Source organism: Pseudonocardia sp. HH130629-09 (genome assembly GCF_001294645.1).
GTDB lineage: Bacteria > Actinomycetota > Actinomycetes > Mycobacteriales > Pseudonocardiaceae > Pseudonocardia.
The window spans coordinates 2635099-2657924 of the sequence record NZ_CP011868.1 but is presented as its reverse complement, the minus strand read 5'-3'; the positions used below and the strand labels follow the sequence as shown (position 1 = coordinate 2657924).

Below are 22826 nucleotides of genomic sequence, written 5' to 3'. Positions count from 1 at the left end.
TGTCTCGTGCAGCTCCCCGTTCCCAGGAGCTGATCATGGATTCCCTCGCTGTCACCGTCGCCCGGATGCCCGCGCTGCGTTCCGCCGTCGCCGCCGACCCGTCGTCGCACCGGGTGCTGACCGGGGAGCGGCCGACCGGCCCGCTGCACCTGGGGCACCTGGTGGGCACGATCTCCGAACGGGTACGGCTGCAACGGTCCGGTGTGGACGTGCTGGTGATCCTGGCCGACTACCAGGTGATCACCGACCGCGCCGTCGCGGACCGGCTGGCCGACCACGTGCGCGGCGCGGTGCTCGACCAGCTCGCCGCCGGGCTCGACCCGGACCGCACCACGGTGTTCGCCCACTCCGCGGTGCCTGCGCTGAACCAGCTGATGCTGCCGTTCCTGTCGCTGGTCACCGAGGCCGAGCTGCACCGCAACCCGACGGTGAAGGCCGAGCACGCGGCGTCCGGGCGAGCGTTGTCGGGGCTGCTGCTGACCTACCCGGTGCACCAGGCCGCGGACATCCTGTCCTGCCGTGCCGACCTCGTGCCGGTGGGGAAGGACCAGCTCCCGCACATCGAGCTGACCCGGGTACTGGCGCGGCGCTTCGCCGAGCGCTACGGCCCGGTGTTCACCCCGCCCGAGCCGATGCTGACCGACACCCCGGAGCTGCCCGGCCTCGACGGGCACAAGATGTCGAAGTCCCGCGGCAACGCCGTCCCGCTCGGTGCGACCGCCGACGAGACGGCGGCGATCGTGCGCCGCGCCCGCACGGATTCCGAGCGGCGGATCACCGTGGACCCCGAGGGGCGGCCCGGGGTGTACGGGCTGCTGACGACCGCGGCGCTGTGTCTGGGTCGCGACCCGCACGAGCTGGCCGCGACCCTCGACGGGGCCGCCGCGCTCAAGCGCCTCACCACGGACGCGGTCAACGACCATCTCGCCGGTCACCGCGCGCGGCGCGCCGAGCTGGCCCGCGACCCCGGGCTGGTCGACGACGTGCTGGCCCGCGGCAACGCGCGTGCGAACGAGCTGGCCGAACAGACCCTCGACGCGGTCCGCGCGGCGATGGGGATGCGCTACGACCGGGTCAGGACGCGGACCGCCGGGTGAGGGTGTCCCGGATCTGCGGCAGCAGGTGCTCGCCCGCGGCCAGCAGGTCCGGGAGCCGGTCGGGCTCGCCGAGCAGCGCCCGGAAGGCGTCGGCGACGGTGACGCCGTGCCCGGGCCGGTGCTCGGCGGTCACGGTGTCCCCGGCGCTGATCTCGCCGGGGGACAGGACCCGCAGATAGGCGCCCGGGCGGGCGGCCGCAGTGAACCGCTTCACCCAGCCCGCCCGCTCCAGGTGCGCGGCGGAGGTCCGGCACGGCACGCGGGGCGCGGTCACCTGCAGCACCACCCCGCCGACCCGCCAGCACTCGCCGAGCTCGGCCCCGGACACGTCGATCCCGCGGGTCGTCAGGTTCTCCCCGAACGTCCCCGCCCGCAGCGGCCCGAGCTCGGCGGCGAAGAACTCCAGATCCTCCCGGGCGTAGGCGTAGACGGCCTGGTCCGGGCCGCCGTGGTGGTCGGCGTCGCAGATCGTGTCGCCGGCCAGCCCGCTCGCCGCCGCCGGGACGGCCACCCGGACCGGGCCGGTCACCGGCAGCTCGTCGATCCCCGAGGTCCCCGCCTCGGCGAGGATCGGGCTGGACACCCCGGTGCTCACCGATTCCACGACGCTCACGGTCGCGACGGTAGGCGAGCCCCGCCGCCGTCGCGACCGGGTCGGCGACCGGGTTACTGCGCGGGCGCGGAGACCGAGTCCAGCGCGCCGTGGTCGCGGCGCAGCTCGGTCTTGAGCACCTTGCCCGTCGGGTTGCGCGGCAGGGCGTCGACGACGGCGACCCTCGTCGGGTGCTTGTAGCGGGCCAGCCGGTCGGCGCACCATGCGACGACGGCGTCGAGGTCCGGCGGCGCGGTGGGGTCGGCGGGTACGACCACCGCCAGCGGTGTCTCGCCCCAGCGCGGGTCGGGCACCCCGATGACCGCGACGTCGGCGATGCCCGGGTGCGCCGCCAGCACGTCCTCCACCTCGGCGCTGTAGACGTTCTCGCCACCCGAGATGATCATGTCCTTGGCCCGGTCCACGACGTAGAGGTAGCCGTCGGGGTCCTCGCGGACCAGGTCTCCGGAGTGGAACCAGCCGCCGCGGAACGCCTCGGCTGTCGCGTCCGGACGCCCCCAGTACTCCCGCATCACCGTCGGTCCGCGGTAGACGATCTCGCCGACCTCGCCGCGCGGCACGTCGTTCATCTCCGGGTCGACCACGCGCACCTCGACGCCGGTCATCGGCGTCCCCACCGAGCCGATCTTGCGGACCGAGTCCTCGCCGCGCAGCACGCACGTGATCGGGCTGCACTCGGTCTGGCCGAACGCGGTCACCACGGTGGCCTGCGGGAACGCATCGATCATCGTGCGGATCAGCGTCGTCGACGCCGGTGCCGCGCCCCAGCTGATCCGGCGCAGCGCCGACAGGTCCCGCTCCGCGAGGCCGGGCACCGCGCAGATCGCCTGCCACTGCGCCGGGACGAAGAAGCACGACGACACCTTCTCCCGTTCCAGGGTGTCGACCGTTGCGACCGGGTCGAAGCCGCCCGACGGCGGGATGATCACCCGGCCGCCCGCGATCAGGGTGGGCAGCATCCCGGAGAGCCCGGCGATGTGGAACAGCGGCGCCCCGGAGAGCGAGACCCGGTCGTCGCCGGCAGTGCCCATGTGCGTGATCGACAGGAACGCGTGCAGCAGCAGGTTGCGGTGGGTCAGCACGGCGCCCTTGGGACGGCCGGTCGTCCCCGAGGTGTACATGATGTAGGCGGGCTCCTCGTCGGCGACGTCGTCGCCCCAGGACCCGGGCCCGGCCTCGGCGAGCAGCGCGTCGAGGCCCTCGCCGAGCCCCAGCACCGTCCGCACCGACGGCGCGTCGGCCCGGGCGGTCTCCGCCGTCGCGGCGAACCGGTCGTCGCAGACGACCGCGGTGGGGTCGCAGTCGGTTAGCTGGAAGGCGATCTCGCCGGCGGTCAGCCGGAAGTTCAGCGGGACGCAGATCGCGCCGATCCGCAGCACCGCCAGGTAGCTCTCGACGAGCTCGACGGAGTTGAGCCCGAGCACCGCGACCCGGTCCCCGCGGTCGACCCCGCGTCCGGCGAGGACGGTCGCCAGCCGGGACACCCGGTCGTCGAGCTGCGCCCAGGTCCGCAACGTCCGTGGGTCGGCCAGCGCCGGAGCGTCCGGTGTGGTCCGTGCGTGCCGCGCGACGATGTCCGCCGCCGTCATCCCGTGTCCTGTGATCGTGCCCACCGGTGGCCTCCCGAGCCTCGACTGCCCTGCCACTGTGGTCCCGGCCACCCCGGTGGGGCAACAGCTCGTCCCGCCGTGCAGGGTGACGCCGGTGAGCACGACCCCCGCCGGCAGCGGTCCCGACGGCAGCGGTCCCGACGGCAGCGGTCCCGGCGGGCCCGGCTCCGGGGGAGCCGTCCCCGACGGCACCCGGCGGCTCCGGCTGCTGCAGCTGGCGTCGCTGACGAGCACCGTCGACCGGTTCGCGATCGCGCCGCTGCTCGTGCCGATCGCCGCGTCGTTCGACGCGCCGCTGGCGGCGGCGGCCGGCGCGGCCGGGGGCTACTTCCTCGCCTACGGCCTCATGCAGGTCGTGTGGGGCGTGCTGTCCGACCGGATCGGTCGGGTCCGGGTGATGCGCCTGGCCCTGGTCGGAGCGGTGCTGGGCGGGGTCGCCTCGGTGCTGGCCCCGACGCTGGCCGTGCTGGTCGTCGCGCGGGTCCTCACCGGCGCGTGCACGGCGGCACTGATCCCGGCGGCGCTGGTCTACGTCGGCGACACCTGGCCCGCCGCGGTCCGGCAGCGGCCGCTGTCGGACCTGCTCGCCGCGACCGCGCTCGGCACCGCCGTCGCCACGGCCGGGGCGGGGCTGCTCGCCGACCTGGCCGGGTGGCGCGTCGTCCTCGGGGCGACGGCGGCGGGCTGCGCGGTGCTGTTCGTCGCGCTGCGGGCGCTGCCCGAACCCGACGGCGCCCGCACGCCGTCGCGCGGGATCACCGACGCGGTGCTCCGCCCGCTGGCCGCCGTCGCCGGGAACGGCTGGGCCCGGCTGGTGCTGGCGCTCGCCTTCGTCGAGGGTGCGGTCGTGCTCGGGGTGCTGACCTACCTCGCGCCGTCGCTGCAGGCCGGGGGCAGCTCCGCCGCGCTGGCCGGGCTCGCCGCCGGCGGCTACGGCGTCGGTGCGGTGCTGTTCTCCCGGGTCGTGCGACGCCTGGTCGGCCGACTCGGACCGGCCGCGCTGGCCGGCGTCGGCGGCGGGTTCCTCGTGGTCGCCTGGATGTTCCCGCTGGTGACGGTGCACCCGGTGACGGTCGCCGCGGCCGGGCTCTGCCTGGGCGGGGCGTGGGCGTTCCTGCACTCGACCCTGCAGACCTGGGCGACCGAGGTCGTCCCGCAGGCCCGCGCGACCGCCGTCGCACTGTTCGCGACGCTGCTGTTCCTGGGCAGCTCGGCCGGGACCGCGCTCGGCGCCCCGTTCGCCGACGCCGGGCGCTTCGCCCCGCTGTTCGCCGCCGCCCTGGTCGCCTCGGTGCCGCTGGCGCTGGTCGCGGCCCTGGCCCGTGCCCGCTACTCCCGCCGCGCCGCCTGACCCTCCGCACCGGTCACGCCCCGGGCTCGCGGCGAGGTCACACGTAGCGGTCGCGCAGCTCCCGCTTGACCAGCTTGCCCGTGGGGGTACGCGGCAGGAAGTCGGTGAAGTCCACCGACGACGGCGCCTTGTAGCGCGCGATCCGCTCCCGCACGAACTCGATCAGCTCGCGTTCCAGCTCCGGGCCGGCGTCGACGCCCTCCGGGGGCTGGACGACGGCCTTGACCTTCTCGCCCATCTCGTCGTCGGGCACCCCGATGACGGCGACGTCGAGCACCTTGGGGTGCAGCGCGAGGGCGTCCTCCACCTCCTGCGGGTAGATGTTCACCCCACCGGAGATGATCATGAACGCCTTGCGGTCGGTGAGGAAGAGGTAGCCGTCCTCGTCGAGGTAGCCCAGGTCCCCGGTGGTGGTCCAGTTCTCGTGCTTGGGGTGGGTCGCGGCGAGGGTCTTGCCCGGGTCGTTGTGGTACTCGAACGGGCGCTCGTCGCGTTCGAAGTAGACGGTCCCGATCTCGCCCGGCCCCAGCACGGTGCCGTCGTCGGCGGCGATCCGGATGGTGCCCAGCCCGGCCCGGCCGACCGACCCGGGACGCTCGCTCCACTGCGCCGAGTCGATGAAGGTGACCCCGTTGGACTCGGTCGCGGCGTAGTACTCGTGCAGGACGGGGCCCCACCAGTCGATCATGGCCTGCTTGACGTCCACCGGGCACGGGGCGGCCGCGTGGATCGCGACCCGCATCGAGGACACGTCGTAGGCGGAGCGGACGGACTCGGGGAGCTTGAGCATCCGCACGAACATCGTCGGCACCCACTGCGAGTGGGTGACCGAGTGCCGCTGGACGAGCTCCAGCGCCTTCTCCGGGTCGAAGCGCTCCATCACCACGACGGTGCCGCCGAGCGCCTGCACGGTGGCGGTGAACCGCAGCGGCGCGGCGTGGTAGAGCGGGGCCGGGTTCAGGTAGACGGTGTCGGTGCCGAAGCCGTACATCGGGCCGAACAGGGCCTGGTAGGTGTCGCCCGGCTCGTCGATCCGCCGGTCGGGCAGCGTCGGCTTGATGCCCTTGGGGCGCCCGGTGGTGCCCGAGGAGTAGAGCATGTCCGCCCCGCGGGGCTGGTCGGCCGGGGGCTCGGCGGAGACCGACGCGAGGGTCTTGTCGTAGTCGGCGTAGCGGGACGCGCCGGGGATCTCGCCGCCGAAGGCCAGCCGCACCGTGGTGTCGACGTGGTCCTCGATCGCCGCGGCCAGACCGGCGACACCGGCCGAGACCACGAGTGCCTTCGCACCGCAGTCGCGGACGATGTAGGCGGCCTCGGGCGCGGAGAGGTGGTGGTTCACCGCGGTGATGTAGAGCCCCGAGCGCTGGGCCGCCCAGTAGACCTCGTAGACCCGCGCGCAGTTCTCCGCGACGAGCGCCACGACGTCGCCCGGCCGGAGTCCGGCGGCGCGCAGGTGGTTCGCGAGCCGTGCGGACCCCTCCTCCAGCTCACGGAAGGACAGGCTCGCGCCCGAGCCCCCCATGATCACGGCCGGCTTGTCGGGGGTCGTCGCGGCATGCGTGCCTGGGTACATCGGGCCCTCTCCGTCGGTGTGCGCCGCGGATCGCCCGGCGCACGTCTCGTCGGCCCTGATCCTGCCGTCCGGGGCGACCCCGGCGGCGGCAGCGGTCAGGAGTGCGCGTTCCGATAGGCCTCGAGAACCGAGGACGGGATACGCCCGCGCTCGGAGATCTTCATGCCCTGGGCCGTCGCCCATTCCCGTACGGCGCGGTTCGCGGCGCGTTCCGAGGCGCTGGAACCGTTCGACGAGGTGCTGGAAGAGGTGCTGCGCCGACCGGACCCGAGACGGGCGGCCGCGACGTAGGGCGCCAACGATTCGCGCAGCTTCTCGGCATTCTTGGTGGACAGGTCGATCTCGTAGGCGCGGCCGTCGACGGAGAACTCCACCTGCTCGTCGGCCTCGGTGCCGTCCAGGTCCTCGACCAGGGTGATCGTCGTCTGCTGCGCCACGTCGTCGTTCCTTCCGCGGGGAATCGCCGGACCCGGCCGGAGACGGGAATCGCCCCGGTCGGTGCCGGAACCGATTCTTCGGGCAGAACGATAAGGGATGCCGAACCGACCTGTCGAACCCCTCCCCGGAAATGGTCCGGCGCCGGCGTTTCCGGGGAGGGGATACGGCGTCCGGGTGACGGGAATGGGCGGAAAGGGCCAGCGGTGACGGTGACGCGAATCAGCGTGTGGTCGGCCACCACGGTTCGGTGGGAACCGCGGCGCGGGCGTCGTCGACGGTGGTGACGCCGGTCAGGTCGATGCGCCGGCCCGGGCGCGGCAGGGCCAGGACCACGTCCTGGTCGGCGGCGGCCTTGCGGGCCCGCTCGGCGGGCTCGTCCCAGGGGTGGAAGCCGAGCGTGAACGTCGCCCAGTGGATCGGCAGCAGGACCCGGCCGCCGAGCTCGCGGTGCGCGGCGACCGCCTGCTCCGGGTCGGCGTGGATGTCGGGCCACAGGTCGGAGTAGGCGCCGATCGGCAGCACCGTCAGGTCGAACGGGCCGTGCGCGGCCCCGGTGCGCGCGTGCGCCCGGGTGGCGCCGGTGTCCCCGCCCAGGTAGGCGGTGTGCCGCGGTCCGGCGACCTTCCAGGCCGCCCACAGCGTCGTGTTGCGGCGCAGCCCGCGCCCGGAGAAGTGCCGGGTCTCCAGACAGGTCAGCTCCAGCCCGGCCACGGTCACCACGCCCTCCCAGTCGCGCTCGAGGACCCGGTGCCCGGGGATGCCCCAGGAGCGCAGGTGCGCGCCCACCCCGAGCGGGCCGACGAACACCGTGGAGGTGTCGCGGGCCAGCGCGGTGACGGTCGGACGGTCGAGGTGGTCGTAGTGGTCGTGGGTGATCACGACGACGTCCGGGGAGCCGAGCTCGGACAGCGGCGCGACCGGCGGGTGCAGGCGGCGCGGCCCGAAGCGCGGCACGGGGGAGGCGTACTCCGACCAGACCGGGTCGACCAGCACCCGGCGGCCGTCGATCTCCAGCAGCACCCCGGCGTGGCCCAGCCAGGTCACCGCCAGCCCGGCGGGCTCGGCGGGGGTCCGCAGCGGCGCGAGCGGCACCGTCGCCGGCGCGCCGCCCGCGGAGCGGCGGCCGACCAGCATGTTCAGGATCATCCGTGCCGAGGCCTTGGCCCGCGGCAGCCCGGGCTCGGTGTTGGCGAACAGCCCGTCGACGGCGTTCGGGGAGGCGGAGGCGATCCGGCGCAGCTCGCCCGGGCGGGCCCCCATGTTCCGGCGCACGTGCAGCCCGAGCGCGGCCAGGGCGCCGGTCAGGGCGAGCGGGACGGACAGGATGGCCGCGGTGGGGAGGCGCTTGCTGCGGGACACGATCACCAGACTACGAACGCCCCGGGCGCGGTTCCCACCTACAGTCACGATCGTGACCGACGGCATGGCGGGGACCAGGGTGAGCACCGAGCGGCACGGACACGTGCTCCTGATCCGGATGACGCGGCCCGACAAGCGCAACGCCGTCGACGCGGCGATGACGGCCGGCCTCGACGAGGCGCTCAACACCCTCGACGACGACCCGGACCTGTGGTGCGGCGTGCTCGCCGGGGACACGACGGCGTTCAGCGCGGGCACCGACCTGGCCGCCGGGGCCGGCGGCCCCACCCCGCGCGGCGGCAACTACGGCGTCGTCCGGCGGGACCGGCGGCGCCCCCTGATCGCCGCGGTCGAGGGCGTCGCCTACGGCGGCGGGTTCGAGATCGTGCTGGCCTGCGACATGGTCGTCGCCGCGACGACGGCGCGGTTCGGCCTGCCCGAGGTCGCCCGGGGCCTGGTCGCGAACTGCGGTGCGCTGTTCCGCGCGCCGCGGCCGCTGCCGCTCAACGTCGCCAAGCAGCTGCTGGTGACCGGGCGCCCGCTGGACGCCGACCGTGCGTACGCCCTGGGCCTGGTCAACGAGCTCGTCGAGCCGGGGCGGGCCGAGACCGCGGCGCTCGAGCTCGCCGCGACGGTCTGCGAGAACTCGCCGCTCGCGGTGTCGGTGTCGCTGCGCGCCCTGGAACGCGTGGTGTCCGAACCGGACGAGCGCGGCTGGAGCGCCACCGAGGTCGCCACCGCGGCGATCCTGCGCTCGGTCGACAGGACGGAGGGGATCGCGGCGTTCCTGGACAAGCGCCCGCCGCGGTGGACGGGGCGCTGACCCTGCGCCCGGCACGGGCCCCCGGACGGCGACTAGGCTCGTCGGCATGCCTGCCCGGACGCGACGCGAGCACCTGGTCGCGCTGCTGCAGGACTACGCGGGCGAGTCCGAGCTGCTCGGCCAGGAGTTCGCCGGGCGGCACGGGCTGCACCCCACGGACCTCCACGCGCTGCTCGCGGTGATGCGTGCGGACTCCGCGGGTGAACCGCTCACGCCGGGTCTCCTCGGTGCCCGGCTCGGTCTGTCCACCGGTGCGACGACCGCGCTCGTCGACCGCCTGGAACGCGCGGGCCACGTGCGCCGCAGCCGCGAGTCCGCCGACCGGCGGCGGGTGACCCTGCGCCAGGCCGAGAACGCCGCGGAGGTCGGCGGGGCGTTCTTCGGCCCGCTCGGCGCCCGGATGGACGCCCTGCTCGCCGGCTTCGACGACGACGAGCTCGACGCGGCGGCCCGCTTCCTCAGCGCGATGAACGCGCTGGTCGCGGACTACCGCGCCGACCTCGCCGCATCGCCGGAGCCGAGGTCCGCACCGGCCTGACGCGGTCAGGCGTTCGCCGTCGCCGTGCCCAGGTACTCGGCGAACTTGCGTCGCGCGGCCTCGGTGCGGGTCGGGACGTGCTCGGTGGGGACCTCGACCGGGGTGTAGCCGCGCAGGATGCGCCGCGCGACGGACTCCTTGTGGACCTCGTCGGGACCGTCGTAGATCCGCGCGGCGCGGGCCGCGCGGTACATCTGCTCCAGCGGCAGGTCCCCGGAGAAGCCGAGCGAACCGTGTACCTGGATCGCGCGGTCGATCACGTCGTGCAGCACCTTCGCGCCCCAGTACTTGATCATCCCGATCTCGATCCGGGCGTTCGAGGCCCCGACCTGGTCCATCGTCCAGGCCGCGTGCAGGGTCAGCAGCCGTGCCGCGGCCATGTCCGCCGCCGACTGCGCGACCATGTCCTGCACCATCTGCTTGTCGGCCAGCCGCGTGCCGCTCGCCGTCCGTGACACCGTGCGCTCGCACATCATGTCGAACGCCCGCCGGGACTGGCCGAGCCAGCGCATGGCGTGGTGGATGCGGCCCGGGCCGAGCCGCTGCTGGGCGAGCCTGAACCCGTCACCGGGGTTGCCGACGAGGTTCGTCGCCGGCACCCGGACGTCGCGGTAGAAGACCTCGGCGTGGCCGCCGTAGATCTCGCCGCCGACCTCGGGGTGGTCCATCACCGGGATGTCGCGGGCCACGTCGAGCCCGGGGGTGTCGGTCGGGACGATGATCATCGAGGCCCGCTGGTACGGCGGTGCGTCCGGGTCGGTCACCACCATCGCGATCAGGAAGTCCGCGCCGGTGGCGTTCGAGGAGAACCACTTGTGACCGTTGATGACGTAGTCGTCGCCGTCGCGCACGGCCCGGGTGGACAGCATCGTCGGGTCCGCGCCGGCGCCGGGCTCGGTCATCGAGAAGCAGGACCGCAGCTCACCACGCAGCAACGGGTGCATCCAGCGTTCCTTCTGCTCCGGCGATCCGCCGATCGCGAGCAGCTCGGCGTTGCCCGAGTCGGGCGCCTGGTTGCCGAACACCCCCGGTGCGTAGCGGCACTGGCCGAGGATCTCGTGCATCAGCCCGAGGGAGACCTGACCGAACCCGCCGCCGCCGAGCTCCGGGGGCAGGTGCGCCGCCCACAGACCCTGCTCGCGGACCTGCTCCTTGAGCGGCGCGGTGATCCGGGCGAAGGTCTCCCGGTCCAGGTCGAGGGTCTCCAGCGGGATGATCTCGTCGCGGACGAAGCCGCGCATCCACTTCAGCTTCTCCTCGAACTCCGGGTCGGTGCTGAAGTCCCACGCCATCGCGTCCGCCTCCCGACGAGCCTGGTTGCCACGGCGAACGTAGTACAGCCCGCGACGACGGGGGGAGTTCCGGCGGCACAGGACGCCGGGGCCGGGGAGTCCCGGCGGCACCCCGGTGATCGACAGTCCGCGCGGTGATCCGCTCCGCGCGTGTGTTCGGACACGCGCGGACGACGGATCACCGCGCGTCCGGCGGATCGCCGTGCGCCCGGTAGATCGGGCACGCCCGGCGGATCGGCGTCTGCCCGGTGGAGTGGCGCGCGTCCGGCGGATCATCGCGCGCTCCGGTGAAGCAGTGCGCGCCCGGTGGGTACCACGTGCGGCGGGCCGGGCGAACGGTGACCGTGCAGGTGGGGCTGCCGGGCCGCGGGGGATCGGGCTATCACCGACGCGGCGGCGGAGGGGCTCGCGCGGCGGAGGGTCGCGGGGCGGCGACATTGCGCGCGTCCGCGTCGCCGGGGGAGGCTCGGGGGATGACCGACGAGGCTCCCGTCCCCACGCACCCGGCGGGTGTCCCGGCCGATCTGGTGGACCTGTCGTTCGAGCCGCTGACCCCCACGGCGTTCCTCGACCGGGCCGCGGCGGCGCACGGTGACCGGGTCGCGGTCGTCGACGGCGACCTGCGGTTCACCTACACCGAGTTCCGCGACCGCTGCCGGCGCCTGGCGGGCTCGCTCGCCGCGCTGCACGACGAGCGTCCGGTCGCGGTCCTCGTGCCGAACACCCACGTCGGGCTGGAGGCGGCGCACGCGGTGCCGTGGTCGGGGACGGCGCTGGTCGCGGTCAACACCCGGCTGTCGGCGGGCGAGGTCGCCTACATCCTGGAGCACTCGCGCGCCTCGGTGCTGGTGGCCGACCCGGTGTTCGACGAGCTCGTCGCGGAGGTGCTCGCCCGCCTCGACACCCCGCCGCACACCGTGCGGGTCGGCCCGGACTACGAGCGCCTCGTCGCCGACGGCGAGCCCACCGCGGTGCGTCCCGCCGACGAGCGCGGCCTGCTGTCGATCAACTACACGTCCGGGACGACCGGGAACCCGAAGGGCGTGATGTACCACCACCGGGGCGCCTACCTGCAGGCGCTGGCCATGGTCGGGCACACCGGGCTGACCGCGTCGTCGGTTCACCTGTGGACGCTCCCGATGTTCCACTGCAACGGATGGTGCTTCCCGTGGGCGGTCACCGCGGCCGCCGCCACCCACGTCTGCCTGCCGAAGGTCGAGCCGTCCCGGATCTGGGAGCTCGTTCGCGAGCAGGGCGTCACCCACCTCAACGGCGCTCCCACCGTGCTGTCGATGATCGCCTACGCGCCGGAGGCCCGGCCGGTGGAGACGCCGGTGGCCGTCGCGACCGGGGGAGCGCCGCCGAGCCCGGCGATCCTGCGCCGGATGGCCGAGCTCGGGTTCGAGGTGACCCACCTCTACGGGCTCACCGAGACCTTCGGCCCCGCGATGATCTGCGACTGGCGTCCGGAGTGGAGCGACCTCGACGCCGACGCGCAGGCCCGGATGAAGGCCCGCCAGGGCGTCGGGAACATGATCGCCTGTGCCGTCCGGGTGATCGACGACGACGGTGCCGACGTCCTGCGCGACGGGGCGACGACGGGCCAGATCGCGTTGCGCGGCAACAACGTCATGCTCGGTTACCTCGACGACGACCAGGCCACCCGCGACGCCGCACCGGACGGCTGGTTCCGGACCGGCGACATCGGAGTCGTGCACCCCGACGGCTACGTCGAACTCCGGGACCGCTCCAAGGACGTGATCATCTCCGGTGGGGAGAACATCGCCAGCATCGAGGTGGAGCAGGCCATCGCCGACCACCCGGCCGTGCTGGAGGTCGCGGTGATCGCCGTCCCCGACGAGCGGTGGGGCGAGGTCCCGGCCGCCTGGGTGACGCTGCGCGAGGGCGAGAGCGCCACCGAGGACGAGATCGTCGAGCACGTGCGGGGGCGGCTGGCGCGGTTCAAGGCACCGAAGCGGGTCACCTTCGGCGAGCTGCCGAAGACCTCGACCGGGAAGATCCAGAAGTTCGTGCTGCGCGACGAGGCGTGGGCCGGGCAGGAACGCCGGATCCGGTAGCGGGCCGGGATCGTGCAGGGGCGGAACAGCGGGGTCAGGACAGGGCGCTGAGCGAGCGCCACTCGTCCCAGGGGATCGTCCAGTCGTACAGGTCGCCGTCGCGGGCGGTCAGCGGCTGCGAGCTGCCGGTCACCTCGACCGGGTCGCCGAAGGTCGCGCTCGCGAAGAACTCCTTGGCGTCGCGGCTGGACAGGTTGATGCAACCGTGGCTGACGTTGCGGCTGCCCTGCGCCCACGACGAGGCGGGGTTGGCGTGGATGAACTCGCCGTTGTTGGAGATCCGGACCGCCCAGAACTGGGGCTCGTCCACGTAGCCTTAGTCGGGGTTGCTCATCAGCACCTTCTCCGACTTGGCCATGACGACGTGGATCCCGGAGCGGGTCACCCGGCGGGGGTCGGACTCCAGGCCGTAGGAGGCGTCGTAGCGGGCGATCTCCTTCCCGTCGCGGACGACGACGATCGCGTGGCTGCGGGTGTCGGCCTTCACGACCTGGCTGCGCCCGACGGTGAAGGTCCGGTCGAGGTCCTCGGTCATGAAGGTGCCGTCGCCGAGGTCGAGGCCACGCAGCGCGCCCCGCACCTGGACCCGGGTGTGCGCGGGCCAGTAGGACTTCGGCCGGTAGTGCACCCGCGAGCCCTCGGCGGTGTCGGGCAGCCACGCCCAGGCGCCCTCGACCGGCCGCGACGTGGTGACGCTCAGCGCCCGCTCGACGGTGGCCTTCGCGGCGTCGGGGAGCTTCTCGCCGAAGGTGAGCACGACCGGGGCACCGATGCCGACCTCGCCGCCGTCGCGGATGTTCATGGTGGCGTCGACGGTGTCGTCCGGGTCGACGGTGGTGAACGGGGCCGCGGGCACGGGGCGACGGTCCTGCGGACCCAGCACCCAGCTGCCCGACCAGTGGTAGGTGGTCGCGAAGTCCAGCGGCTCCGTGGCGGTCCAGCTGCGGCCGTCGGGGGACAGGGTGCCCCCGACGGTGACCGGTCCGTCGTCGGAGTCGGCGGTGAGCGCGACGCCCTCGAGGGTGCCGGTGCTGACCTCGGTGCGGACCGGGGCGCGCGGGGCGACCGGCGCGCCACCGGCCGGGACGCTGGTGAGGACCTCGGGGACCGGGGGAGCGGGGGGGCACGGTCGGGGCGGGCCGGAGGCGGTCGACGGCGCCGGCGAGGTTGCGGGCCAGCGAGTCGACGCCGCCGCCGACGGCGTCACCGATCCGCCCGCCCGCCATCGCGGCGGTCCCGCCCGCGACGAGGACCACCAGTGCGACCAGCGAGGTCGCGAGCACCGCCCAGGCGCGACGGTGCACCGAGCGTCGCCGCCGACGTGGGGCGTGGCGCCCGCGCGAGTGCTCCCAGGACCTCGACATGGGAGGAATCATGGCCCGCGTGTCAGCCACACGGGCGGTACGACACCCCGATGACATGTGTTCGTTGTCCGGGCGTGGGCCGGGCGCCGGCGTGACAGGGTGCGGTCATGAGCTACGACGTCGCCGCCGTCCGCAGCCGTTTCCCCGCCCTGCGCGCCGGGATCGCCCACTTCGACGGGCCGGGCGGCTCCCAGGTCCCGGACTCGGTCGCGGGGGCGGTCGCGGCCGCCATGACCTCCCCGCTGGCCAACCGCGGCACGGTCACCAGCGGTGAACGCGCCGCCGACGCGATCGTGCTCGGCACCCGCGCCGCGATGGCCGACCTGCTCGGCGCCGACCCGCGCGGGATCGTGTTCGGGCGCAGCATGACCGCGCTGACCTTCGACCTCGCCCGGACGCTGGCCGCGACCTGGTCGCCGGGTGACGAGATCGTCGTGACCCGCCTCGACCACGACGCGAACATCCGCCCTTGGGCGATCGCCGCGCAGGCCGCCGGGGCGACGGTGCGGTGGCTGGACTTCGACCCCGACACCACCGAGCTCGACGACGTGACGCCGCTGCTGTCCGACCGCACCCGGCTCGTCGCGGTGACGGGTGCGTCGAACCTGGTCGGGACCCGCCCCGACCTGCCCGCGATCGCCGCCGCCGTGCACGCCGCCGGGGCGCTGTTCATGGTCGACGGCGTGCACCTGACCGCGCACGTCCCGATCGACCTCGCCGCGATCGGCGCCGACCTCTACGCCTGCTCGCCCTACAAGTTCCTGGGCCCGCACTGCGGGGTGCTCGCCGCCGACCCGGCGTTGCTGGAGACGCTGCGCCCGGCGAAGCTGGCGCCGTCGAGCGACGCGGTGCCCGAGCGGTTCGAGCTCGGCACCCTGCCCTACGAGCTGCTCGCCGGCACCACCGCGGCCGTCGAGTTCCTCGCCGCGCTGGACCCGTCGGCGACCGGGGACCGCCGGGCGCGCCTGCTGGCGTCGATGGCGGCGGTCGAGGAGCACGAGCGCCCGCTGCGCGAGCGCATCGAGACCCACCTGGCCGCGCTGCCCGGGGTCACGGTGCGGTCCCGGGCGGCCCGGCGGACCCCGACCCTGCTGGTGACCTTCGACGACCGCGACCCCGTCGACGCCTACCGGTACCTGGCGCAGCGGCGGATCGCGGCGCCCGCGTCGTCGTTCTACGCGCTGGAGTGCTCGCGGCGGCTCGGCCTGGGGGACACCGGGTCCCTGCGGATCGGGCTGGCCTGCTACACCGCCGACGACGACGTCGACCGGCTCCTGGACGGGCTCTCCGCCTTCGTCGGGGCCTGATCCACATATGTGAGACTGTTCAGGTGACGCGTCATCGTCGGGTCCTCGCGGCCCTGCTCGCACTGGCCGTCGTCGCAGGGTGCTCCGCGCCCGCCACGGCACCGCCCGCCCCCGGTGGGACCGGCGCCGCGGCGCAGGACTGCGTGCCGGGCGCCGCGTCCACCCCGGACGACACGGTCGCCTTCGCCCACGCCACCAACGTCACGATCACCGGCGGCGACGGCTACCGGGTCCTGACCGTCCGCACACCTTTCCCGGGCGGGCAGCCGCAGTCGGTGGTGCTCGTCGGCTGCGGGCAGGGCGACCCGGCGCTGCCCGCGGCACTCGCCGGGGCCCCGGTCGTGCACACCCCGGTGAGCGGGATCTTCGCCGGCTCGACCACCCAGCTCCCGATGATCACCGAGCTGGGCGGGCTCGACCGGATCACCGGCGTCGGCGGGGCCGCGCTGGTCACCGACCCGGCCGTGCGTGCCCGCGTCGCCTCCGGCGCCGCCGTCGACTTCGCGCCGAACTCGACGATCGACGCCGAGGCGGTCGTCGCCGCCGCGCCGCCGGTCGTGCTCTCGGCCGGGACCGACGACGCGGCGTTCCCGGCACTGTCCGCGGCCGGGATCCCGGTGGTCGGCTGGGCGGACTACCTCGAGACCGGCCCGCTCGGCCAGGCTGAGTGGATCAAGGTCGCGGGGGCGCTGACCGGTCAGGACGCCCGCGCCGCGGAGATCTTCGACGGCATCGCGGGCCGCTACGCCGACCTCGCCGGTCGCGTGCGCGGCCTGCCCCCGACCCCGATCGTCGCCGGTCAGCCCTACCAGGGCGGCTGGAACGTCCCGGCCGCCGAGTCGACCGCCGGCATTCTCTTCCGCGACGCCGGTGCCACCTGGCTGGGTGCCGGGATGCCGGGCACCGGCACCCGGGCGCAGTCGCTGGAGCGGGTGCTGGCCGACGACGGCGACGCCCGCATCTGGCTCGCCGACGGCCCGTTCGCCCCGACCGCCGACGTCGCCGCGGTCGACCCGCGGCTGTCCTCGCTCGCCGCGGTCCGCCCCGGCGGGCAGCTGTGGACCCGCGACAGGGCCACCACCCCCGACGGCGGCAACCCCCTCTACGAGCGTGGCGCACTGCACCAGGACGAGATCCTCGCCGACCTCGTCGCGATCCTGCACCCACAGGTCTTGCCCGGCCACGCCTTCACCTACTACCGGCAGGTGCCCGCCGGATGAGGCCGGCCGCACCGGCGTCGCCCGCCGCGGCGAGCCGGGTCCTGGACCGGGCAGGGCAGCGCTCGGGACGCCGCGCACCGCTGGCCCTGGTGCTGCTCGCGGCCGGGGTGGTCGTGCTGTTCGCCCTCGCCGTGTCGACCGGTTCGGTGGTGATCGGGCTCGATCGGACGCTGTCGGCGCTGTTCGGCATCGGCGCCCCCGACGCCCGGCTCGACCTGCTCGTCACCGACCTGCGGGTGCCGCGGGCGGTGACCGCGACGGCCGTCGGTGTCGGGCTGGGCACCGCGGGGCTGCTCACCCAGACCCTGTTCCGCAACCCGCTGGCCGAGCCCTACGTGCTCGGGGTCAGCGCGGGCGCCGGGCTCGGCGTCGCGCTGGTGACCACCTTCGGGGCGGCTGCGGGGGCCGCGGCGTTCGCCACCGGTGGGCTCGGGGCCACACCGGTCGTCGGGGGACGGTTCACCACCGTCGCGGCCGCGGCGGTCGGTGCCGCCGCCGTGCTCGCGCTGGTGCTGGCGCTGTCGCGGTTCGCCCGGTCGGTGACCGCGCTGCTGGTGATCGGCGTGATGCTGGGGTCGGGGGTCACCTCCGTGGTCAGCCTGCTGCTGGTCTGGACCGACCCGCGCACCGCGCAGCAGTACCTGATGTGGGGCCTCGGCTCGGTGTCCGGCGTCGGCCGCGGCGAACTACCGATCCTCGGCGGGATCGTCGTGGCCGGGCTGGCGGGGGTCCTCGTGCTGGCCAAGCCACTGGACGGACTACTGCTGGGCGACGACTACGCCCGCACCGCGGGCGTCGACGTCGCCCGGGTGCGGCTGGCAGTGCTGGGGGTCGCCGCGGTGCTCGCCGGGACGGTCACCGCGTTCTGCGGGCCGATCGGGTTCCTCGGCATCGCCGTGCCGCACCTGGCCCGGTTGGCGGTCGGCACCTCCCGGCACCGGGTGCTCGTCCCGGCCACCGCGCTGACCGGTGCGCTGGTCGGGCTGGCGTGTGCGGTCGTCGCGAACCCGCCCGGGGTCGGCACGGTGATCCCGCTGAACGTGGTGACCTCGCTGGTCGGGGCACCGGTGGTGATCGCGGTGCTGCTGCGCTCCCGACGCCTGGGCGCGGCCTGGTGAACGCCGGGCTGGTGCTGACCGGGCTCGTCGCCGGGTACGCGCAGGGCAGGGCGCTGCGCCGGGCCCGGGTGTGCCCGGTGCTGTCCGGGGTGGACGCCGTCGCCGCGCGGGGCGAGCTGACCGTGCTGCTCGGGGCGAACGGCACGGGCAAGTCGACGCTGCTGCGGACCCTCGCCGGCCTGCAGCCCGCGCTGGGCGGCGCGGTGACCCTCGACGGCACCGACCTGCTGGCGCTGCGGCCGCCCGAACGGGCCCGCCGGGTCGGTGTGGTGCTGACCGACCGGCCGGACCCCGGGCAGCTGACCGGCCGCGACGTCGTCGAGCTGGGGCGGTTGCCGCACACCGGTGCCGTCGGTGTGCTCACCGCGGGCGACGAGGCCGCCGTCGACGCCGCGATCGACGCGGTCCGCGCCGGCCCCCTGGCCGGACGTCCGTTGGCCCGGATGTCCGACGGCGAGCGGCAGCGGATGATGGTCGCCCGCGCACTGGCCCAGCAGCCGTCGCTGCTGCTGCTCGACGAGCCGAGCGCGTTCCTCGACGTCTCCTCCCGGGTCGCGCTGCTCGGGACGCTGCGCCGGCTCGCGGGGGAGCAGGACCTCGCGGTGCTGCTGTCCACCCACGACCTGGAACCGGCGCTGCGCCTGGCGGACCGCGCCTGGCTGCTCGACGGTGCCGGCGCGCTGTGCACGGGGACGCCCGGCGAGCTGGCCGCCTCCGGTGCGGTGGGGGCGGCGTTCGACACCGACGAGCTGGCCTTCGACGCGCCCACCGGCACCTTCCGGCTACGCGTCTGAGGCGCCCGCCGCCGTGCCGCCGTGCCGTCGTGCCGCCGTGCCGTCGCGCCGCCGTGCCGGCGCGCTGCCCGCCGCGGCCCTGCACCCGTCCGGCCGTATCGCCCCCGCCCGCTCGTACCCGGCGTCGACATACGAGCGGCGGGGCCGGAACCCGTGCGACAACGCGCGTAGCGGGGGTGTGCCGTGGGTGCGGGGGCGGAGCGCGGAGTGGGCCGGAGCTGCGGAGCGGGCTCCGGCCAGTGGCAGGGATCACCCGGACGGCGTCGTGACCAGCGGATGCGGGCCGGTCGAGCGCGACCGGCCGCGCCGACGGAGCGCCGCCCGGGTCCGGTACCGCAGCCCGGCCGATGGCGCCCGTGGCGTCGGCGGCACGACGCTGCCCGGAGTCGCTAGGTTCGCCTCGACCGCGTGGCCCGTCCGGGTGCGCGCACCCGAACACGAGGAGATGCGATGACGCACGCCGCGAGCGCGGCCGAGCTCGAGTCGCTGCTGCTGACCCGGTCGCTCGATGACCCGGAGCTCGCCGCGGCCACCGAGCGGACGCCCGACACCCGGGTCCTGCCCGACGTGTCGGTGGTCAAGGTCGGTGGACAGAGCTTCATCGACCGTGGCCGTGAGGCGGTGTTCCCGCTGGTCGAGGAGCTGCTGGAGGCCCGGTCGACGCACCGGCTGCTGATCGGCACCGGCGGCGGCACCCGCGCCCGGCACGAGTACTCCCTGGCCGCCGAGCTCGGCCTGCCCACCGGTGTGCTCAGCTCGGTCGGCAGCGCCGTCGCCGGGCAGAACGCCACCATGCTCGGCTACCTGATGGCCCGGCACGGGGTGCCGGTCGTCGCCGGGGGCGGGTTCGACGCGCTGCCCCTGTCGTTGTCTGAGGTCCGGGCGGCGATCTTCGCGGGCATGCCGCCGTACGCGATGTGGCAGCCACTGCCCGACGAGGGCGTGATCCCGCCCTACCGCACCGACGCGGGCTGCTACCTGGTCGCCGAGACCTACGGCTGCAAGAACATGATCTTCGTCAAGGACGAGGACGGCCTCTACACCGCGAACCCGAAGAACGACCCGTCGGCGACGCTGATCCCGGAGATCACCGTCGACGAGCTGATCGAGCGGGACCTGCCCGACCTGATCGTCGAGCGCCCGGTGCTGGAGCTCATGCGGCACGCGACGCACGTCCGCTCGATCCAGATCGTCAACGGTCTCAAGCCCGGCAACCTCACCCGCGCGCTCGCCGGCGAGCACGTGGGCACGATCATCACCGCGGGAGACGCCCGATGAGCATCACCCACCCCAAGGACGTCGAGTCCCCGCTGGCCCGCCAGACCCTGCTCGACCGCGACCGGGTCCGCCCCGTCGACCAGCAGCAGCCGGTCATCCGGATGCTGCCCCGACTGCGCGTCGTCGTGCTCGGCGGCCGCTCGATCGTCGACCGCGGCCGCGACGTGCTGCTGCCGATCGTCGAGGAGCTGCGCGCCGCGATCTCCGGGGACCCGCTGCTGATCGCCACCGGCGCCGGGATCCGCGCCCGGCACGCGCTCGGCGTCGGCCTCGACCTGGGCCTGCCGACCGGCGCGCTCGCCGAGATCGCCGGTCGTGAGGCCGAGCAGAACGGTCATCTCGTCGCCGCGCTGCTCGCCGAGCGGGGCGTCGCCTACCTCGGGCACGACTCCGTCGCCCACCAGCTTCCGGTGCACCTCGCCGCGTCCAACGCCGCCGTCACCAACGGCTACCCGCCCTACGGCGTGCACGAGCTGCCCGCGGCGGCGGGGAAGATCCCGCCGCACCGCACCGACACCGGCGCGCTGCTGCTGGCCGACGCCTGGGGTGCCGCGTCGCTGACCTACGTCCGCGACGTCGACGGTGTGCTCGACGGGGGCACCGTGCTACGCACGGCGACCGCGGCCGACCTGCTCGCCGACCCCGCCCGGCCCCTGCCGATCGACCGGGAGGCACTGCGCACCCTGCAGCGCGCCCGGCACGTCCGGTCGGTGCAGATCGTCAACGGCACCGTCGCCGGGACCGTGACGAAGGCCCTCGCCGGGGAGCACGTCGGGACCGTCGTCTCTGCCTGACCGCGGCACGCTGACCGGACCCGTCCGGGTTCGGTGCCACGGTCGACGCCATGAAACCTGTGGCACCGACGGCACCGCTGGCACCGAACCCGTTCCCCGTCCCGCAGGCGGAGATCGACCCCGGCCGGGTACTCGGGGTGCACCTCAACGCGCTGGTCGGCGCGTCCCCCGACCCGTCAGCGGCCGACCCGCTCGCCGGCCTGACCGACGCCGAGCGGGCCCGCGTCGCCGAGCTCGGCGAGACCTGGCCCGGGCGCAGCGGGTACGCCGCGATCCAGAGCACCCGCCCGTCCACGCTCGGCTACGCGACGACCGACTCCCCGGTCGGTCTGCTGGCCTGGCACCTCGAGTGGTTCGTCGACTACGACGCGGAGACGACCCGACAGACACTGTGGACCCGGACGCCTACCTCGCCGTCGTCGCGAGCTTCTGGTTCACCCGCACCGCCGGGTCCGCGATGCGCCTGTACCGGGAGATCGCGCCCACGGCGTTCCGGGAGACCCGCCCGCCGTCCGGGTGCCGACCGCGGTGCTGAACCTGCTCGGCGACCACGCGGTGCGGCCGTTCGCGGAGCGCTCGCACCGGGTGGTGCGCTGGACCGAGCACGACCGCGGCGGGCACTTCGCCGCGTTGCAGGCCCCGGACCTGCTGCTCGACGACGTCCGGGCCCTCGCCGCGACCCTGTCCGGGGCGATCGGGACCTGAGCGCCGCCGGGCGATGCCGGCGTCCCCCGAACCGGACGAAACAGCTGTAACGGCGCGTCACACGGGTGTCATCCGGACGGGGCACCGTCGTCGCATCCGACCGAGGAGGAGCGATGGCGACCACCGCACCCCGACCCGCGCCCACGCCGGACCGCAGTGACATCGAGACGATGCCGCCGCTGCGCGAGGCCGTCCCGCTCGGGCTGCAGCACGTGCTGGCCATGTTCGCCAGCAACCTGACCCCGGCGTTCCTGCTGGCCACCGCGGTGGAGGCGACACCGGCCCAGCGGACCCTGCTCATCCAGGGGGCGCTGCTGTGCGCCGGCCTCGCGACGCTGCTGCAGACCATCGGGTTCTCCATCGTCGGCGGCCGGCTGCCGATCATGATGGGCTCGGGGTTCGTGTTCATCTCGGTCGCGGTGCCGCTGGCCGCCGAGCGCGGGCTCGCCGCGGTGTGGGGCGCGGTGCTGTTCACCGCGGTCGTCCAGGTGGTGATCGCGCTGAACATCCACCGGATCGCCTGGCTGTTCCCGCCCCTGGTCACCGGCACGATCATCCTGGTGATCGGACTCGGTCTGCTGCCGTCGGCGTTCACCCTCGCCGTGGGCGGGGCGGGCTCGCCGACCTTCGGCGCCGCGGCGAACCTGGGGCTGGCCGCGTTCGTGCTCGTGCTCGCCGTAGTGCTCAACCGGTGGGGGCGCGGGCTGCTCGGCACGGCGGCGGTGCTGATCTCGCTGGTCGTGGGCTACCTCGTCGCGCTGGCGCTGGGCATGGTGGACCTGGCCGGGGTCGGGCCCGCGGGCTGGGTGGCGTTCCCGACGCCGTTCGCGTTCGGGCTGAGCTTCGACGTGGTCGCGATCCTGACCGTGGCCGTCGTCGGCGTGGTCAACATGGTCGACTCCGTGGGGACCGTCAACGCGGTGACCCAGGCCGGGGCCCGGCGCCCCGCCACCAGCCAGGAGCTGCGCGGCGGGATCCTCGCCGAGGGCGGCAGCGCGCTGCTCGGCGCGGTCTTCTCCGCGCTGCCCACCACCATGTTCAGCCAGAACATCGGGCTGATCGCGCTCACCCGCCAGATGAGCAGGCACGTGGTGACGATCGCGGCCGGGGTACTCGTCGCGATGGCGCTGCTGCCCAAGGCCGCGGCGGTGATCGGGGCGACGCCGCCCGCTGTGCTCGGCGGCGGGGTCGTGCTGCTGTTCGGAATGGTGTGCGCCATCGGGATCCAGATGCTCACCGAGCGCGGCCTCGACCAGCGTGCCCTGGTGGTCGTCGCGCTGTCGGTCGGGCTCGGGCGCGGCCTGGCGTCGGTGCCGAACCTGCTGGCGCTGGTGCCCGGGCAGTGGCGCCCGCTGCTGGAGTCCGGCGTCGTCGTGACGGCGGTGGTGGCGGTGCTGCTGAACCTGGTGCTGCCGGGCCGTCCCGAGCGGGACGCCGCGACGGCGGGCGCACCGCCCGCGTGAGGACCGGCCGG

22 protein-coding genes are annotated in these 22826 nt (G+C 74.7%); 14 read left to right on the top strand and 8 right to left on the bottom strand.

Features of this window, described 5'->3' with window-relative positions:
• Window positions 1-35 precede the first annotated feature (35 nt).
• Window positions 36-1097 carry a tryptophan--tRNA ligase gene (gene trpS / locus XF36_RS12245; RefSeq protein WP_060712084.1) on the top strand — a complete coding sequence of 354 codons (1062 nt, stop codon included), beginning with the start codon at window positions 36-38 and terminating at the stop codon, window positions 1095-1097.
• Here the strand turns inward: trpS and XF36_RS12240 are convergent.
• Both XF36_RS12240 and XF36_RS12235 read right to left on the bottom strand, forming a co-directional pair.
• Window positions 1075-1710, bottom strand: a complete 636-nt coding sequence (locus tag XF36_RS12240; RefSeq protein WP_060712083.1) for an MOSC domain-containing protein — start codon at window positions 1708-1710, stop codon at window positions 1075-1077. The genes trpS and XF36_RS12240 overlap by 23 nt on opposite strands.
• A 53-nt stretch (window positions 1711-1763) precedes the next feature.
• Window positions 1764-3299 (bottom strand): long-chain-fatty-acid--CoA ligase, encoded by a 1536-nt coding sequence (locus XF36_RS12235; RefSeq protein ID WP_060714636.1) that lies wholly within the window; start codon window positions 3297-3299, stop codon window positions 1764-1766.
• A 115-nt stretch (window positions 3300-3414) separates the two neighbouring features.
• On the opposite strand from XF36_RS12235, the gene XF36_RS12230 reads away from it, so the two are divergent.
• A complete protein-coding gene (locus tag XF36_RS12230) occupies window positions 3415-4671 on the top strand; it encodes an MFS transporter (RefSeq protein ID WP_238589235.1) in 1257 nt (418 codons plus the stop codon).
• A 37-nt stretch (window positions 4672-4708) separates the two neighbouring features.
• Here XF36_RS12230 and XF36_RS12225 read toward each other — a convergent pair whose 3' ends face one another.
• From XF36_RS12225 to XF36_RS12215, 3 genes are all read right to left on the bottom strand, one after another.
• Entirely contained in the window at window positions 4709-6244 is a 1536-nt protein-coding gene (locus XF36_RS12225; protein WP_060712082.1) for an acyl-CoA synthetase, read from the bottom strand.
• A gap of 95 nt (window positions 6245-6339) precedes the next feature.
• Window positions 6340-6681 carry a histone-like nucleoid-structuring protein Lsr2 gene (locus tag XF36_RS12220; RefSeq protein WP_060712081.1) on the bottom strand — a complete coding sequence of 114 codons (342 nt, stop codon included), beginning with the start codon at window positions 6679-6681 and terminating at the stop codon, window positions 6340-6342.
• 220 nt (window positions 6682-6901) lie between these two features.
• Window positions 6902-8041, bottom strand: coding sequence for an MBL fold metallo-hydrolase (locus tag XF36_RS12215; RefSeq protein ID WP_238589234.1), 1140 nt, complete (start codon window positions 8039-8041; stop codon window positions 6902-6904).
• Between the two features lie 52 nt (window positions 8042-8093).
• On the opposite strand from XF36_RS12215, the gene XF36_RS12210 reads away from it, so the two are divergent.
• Both XF36_RS12210 and XF36_RS12205 read left to right on the top strand, forming a co-directional pair.
• Window positions 8094-8864 (top strand): enoyl-CoA hydratase-related protein, encoded by a 771-nt coding sequence (locus XF36_RS12210; RefSeq protein WP_238589233.1) that lies wholly within the window; start codon window positions 8094-8096, stop codon window positions 8862-8864.
• 46 nt (window positions 8865-8910) lie between these two features.
• Window positions 8911-9402 (top strand): MarR family winged helix-turn-helix transcriptional regulator, encoded by a 492-nt coding sequence (locus XF36_RS12205; RefSeq protein ID WP_060712079.1) that lies wholly within the window; start codon window positions 8911-8913, stop codon window positions 9400-9402.
• Between the two features lie 5 nt (window positions 9403-9407).
• Here XF36_RS12205 and XF36_RS12200 read toward each other — a convergent pair whose 3' ends face one another.
• Entirely contained in the window at window positions 9408-10694 is a 1287-nt protein-coding gene (locus XF36_RS12200) for an acyl-CoA dehydrogenase family protein (RefSeq protein ID WP_060712078.1), read from the bottom strand.
• A 473-nt stretch (window positions 10695-11167) separates the two neighbouring features.
• Here XF36_RS12200 and XF36_RS12195 point away from each other — a divergent pair, with 473 nt between their 5' ends.
• Window positions 11168-12772, top strand: coding sequence for an AMP-binding protein (locus XF36_RS12195; protein ID WP_193394009.1), 1605 nt, complete (start codon window positions 11168-11170; stop codon window positions 12770-12772).
• Between the two features lie 34 nt (window positions 12773-12806).
• On the opposite strand, the gene XF36_RS12190 is transcribed toward XF36_RS12195, so the two are convergent.
• Both XF36_RS12190 and XF36_RS12185 read right to left on the bottom strand, forming a co-directional pair.
• Window positions 12807-13082 (bottom strand): L,D-transpeptidase, encoded by a 276-nt coding sequence (locus tag XF36_RS12190; RefSeq protein ID WP_060712077.1) that lies wholly within the window; start codon window positions 13080-13082, stop codon window positions 12807-12809.
• Window positions 13083-13088: 6 nt separating this feature from the next.
• Complete coding sequence (locus XF36_RS12185; RefSeq protein WP_060712076.1) at window positions 13089-13979, bottom strand: Ig-like domain-containing protein; 891 nt, start codon at window positions 13977-13979, stop codon at window positions 13089-13091.
• 264 nt (window positions 13980-14243) lie between these two features.
• Here XF36_RS12185 and XF36_RS12180 point away from each other — a divergent pair, with 264 nt between their 5' ends.
• The 9 genes from XF36_RS12180 (at window position 14244) to XF36_RS12145 (ending at window position 22815) form a co-directional block, all read left to right on the top strand.
• A complete protein-coding gene (locus XF36_RS12180) occupies window positions 14244-15443 on the top strand; it encodes a cysteine desulfurase-like protein (RefSeq protein ID WP_060712075.1) in 1200 nt (399 codons plus the stop codon).
• Between the two features lie 23 nt (window positions 15444-15466).
• Window positions 15467-16663 (top strand): ABC transporter substrate-binding protein, encoded by a 1197-nt coding sequence (locus XF36_RS12175; RefSeq protein WP_060712074.1) that lies wholly within the window; start codon window positions 15467-15469, stop codon window positions 16661-16663.
• Window positions 16660-17781 carry a FecCD family ABC transporter permease gene (locus XF36_RS12170; RefSeq protein ID WP_082375362.1) on the top strand — a complete coding sequence of 374 codons (1122 nt, stop codon included), beginning with the start codon at window positions 16660-16662 and terminating at the stop codon, window positions 17779-17781. Before XF36_RS12175 ends, XF36_RS12170 begins: the two co-directional genes overlap by 4 nt.
• Complete coding sequence (locus XF36_RS12165) at window positions 17778-18575, top strand: ABC transporter ATP-binding protein (protein ID WP_060712073.1); 798 nt, start codon at window positions 17778-17780, stop codon at window positions 18573-18575. The genes XF36_RS12170 and XF36_RS12165 overlap by 4 nt, the downstream gene beginning before the upstream one ends.
• A 450-nt stretch (window positions 18576-19025) precedes the next feature.
• Window positions 19026-19853: a uridine kinase gene (locus tag XF36_RS12160; RefSeq protein ID WP_060712072.1), complete on the top strand. Its 828-nt coding sequence runs from the start codon at window positions 19026-19028 to the stop codon at window positions 19851-19853.
• Window positions 19850-20647, top strand: coding sequence for a molybdenum storage protein subunit alpha (locus XF36_RS12155; protein ID WP_060712071.1), 798 nt, complete (start codon window positions 19850-19852; stop codon window positions 20645-20647). Before XF36_RS12160 ends, XF36_RS12155 begins: the two co-directional genes overlap by 4 nt.
• 391 nt (window positions 20648-21038) lie before the next feature.
• A complete protein-coding gene (locus tag XF36_RS32350) occupies window positions 21039-21182 on the top strand; it encodes a hypothetical protein (protein ID WP_168169501.1) in 144 nt (47 codons plus the stop codon).
• Window positions 21176-21352: a hypothetical protein gene (locus tag XF36_RS32345; protein ID WP_168169500.1), complete on the top strand. Its 177-nt coding sequence runs from the start codon at window positions 21176-21178 to the stop codon at window positions 21350-21352. The genes XF36_RS32350 and XF36_RS32345 overlap by 7 nt, the downstream gene beginning before the upstream one ends.
• Window positions 21353-21465: 113 nt before the next feature.
• Window positions 21466-22815 carry a uracil-xanthine permease family protein gene (locus tag XF36_RS12145; RefSeq protein ID WP_060712069.1) on the top strand — a complete coding sequence of 450 codons (1350 nt, stop codon included), beginning with the start codon at window positions 21466-21468 and terminating at the stop codon, window positions 22813-22815.
• Window positions 22816-22826: the final 11 nt, after the last annotated feature.

Coding starts and splice junctions, on each gene's coding strand:
- XF36_RS12160 (WP_060712072.1), top strand. CDS start 19,026: ATGACGCACGCCGCGAGCGCGGCCGAGCTCGAGTCGCTGCTGCTGACC.
- XF36_RS12205 (WP_060712079.1), top strand. CDS start 8,911: ATGCCTGCCCGGACGCGACGCGAGCACCTGGTCGCGCTGCTGCAGGAC.
- XF36_RS12170 (WP_082375362.1), top strand. CDS start 16,660: ATGAGGCCGGCCGCACCGGCGTCGCCCGCCGCGGCGAGCCGGGTCCTG.
- XF36_RS12180 (WP_060712075.1), top strand. CDS start 14,244: ATGAGCTACGACGTCGCCGCCGTCCGCAGCCGTTTCCCCGCCCTGCGC.
- trpS (WP_060712084.1), top strand. CDS start 36: ATGGATTCCCTCGCTGTCACCGTCGCCCGGATGCCCGCGCTGCGTTCC.
- XF36_RS12145 (WP_060712069.1), top strand. CDS start 21,466: ATGGCGACCACCGCACCCCGACCCGCGCCCACGCCGGACCGCAGTGAC.
- XF36_RS12235 (WP_060714636.1), bottom strand. CDS start 3,299: ATGACGGCGGCGGACATCGTCGCGCGGCACGCACGGACCACACCGGAC.
- XF36_RS12155 (WP_060712071.1), top strand. CDS start 19,850: ATGAGCATCACCCACCCCAAGGACGTCGAGTCCCCGCTGGCCCGCCAG.
- XF36_RS12195 (WP_193394009.1), top strand. CDS start 11,168: ATGACCGACGAGGCTCCCGTCCCCACGCACCCGGCGGGTGTCCCGGCC.
- XF36_RS12200 (WP_060712078.1), bottom strand. CDS start 10,694: ATGGCGTGGGACTTCAGCACCGACCCGGAGTTCGAGGAGAAGCTGAAG.
- XF36_RS12225 (WP_060712082.1), bottom strand. CDS start 6,244: ATGTACCCAGGCACGCATGCCGCGACGACCCCCGACAAGCCGGCCGTG.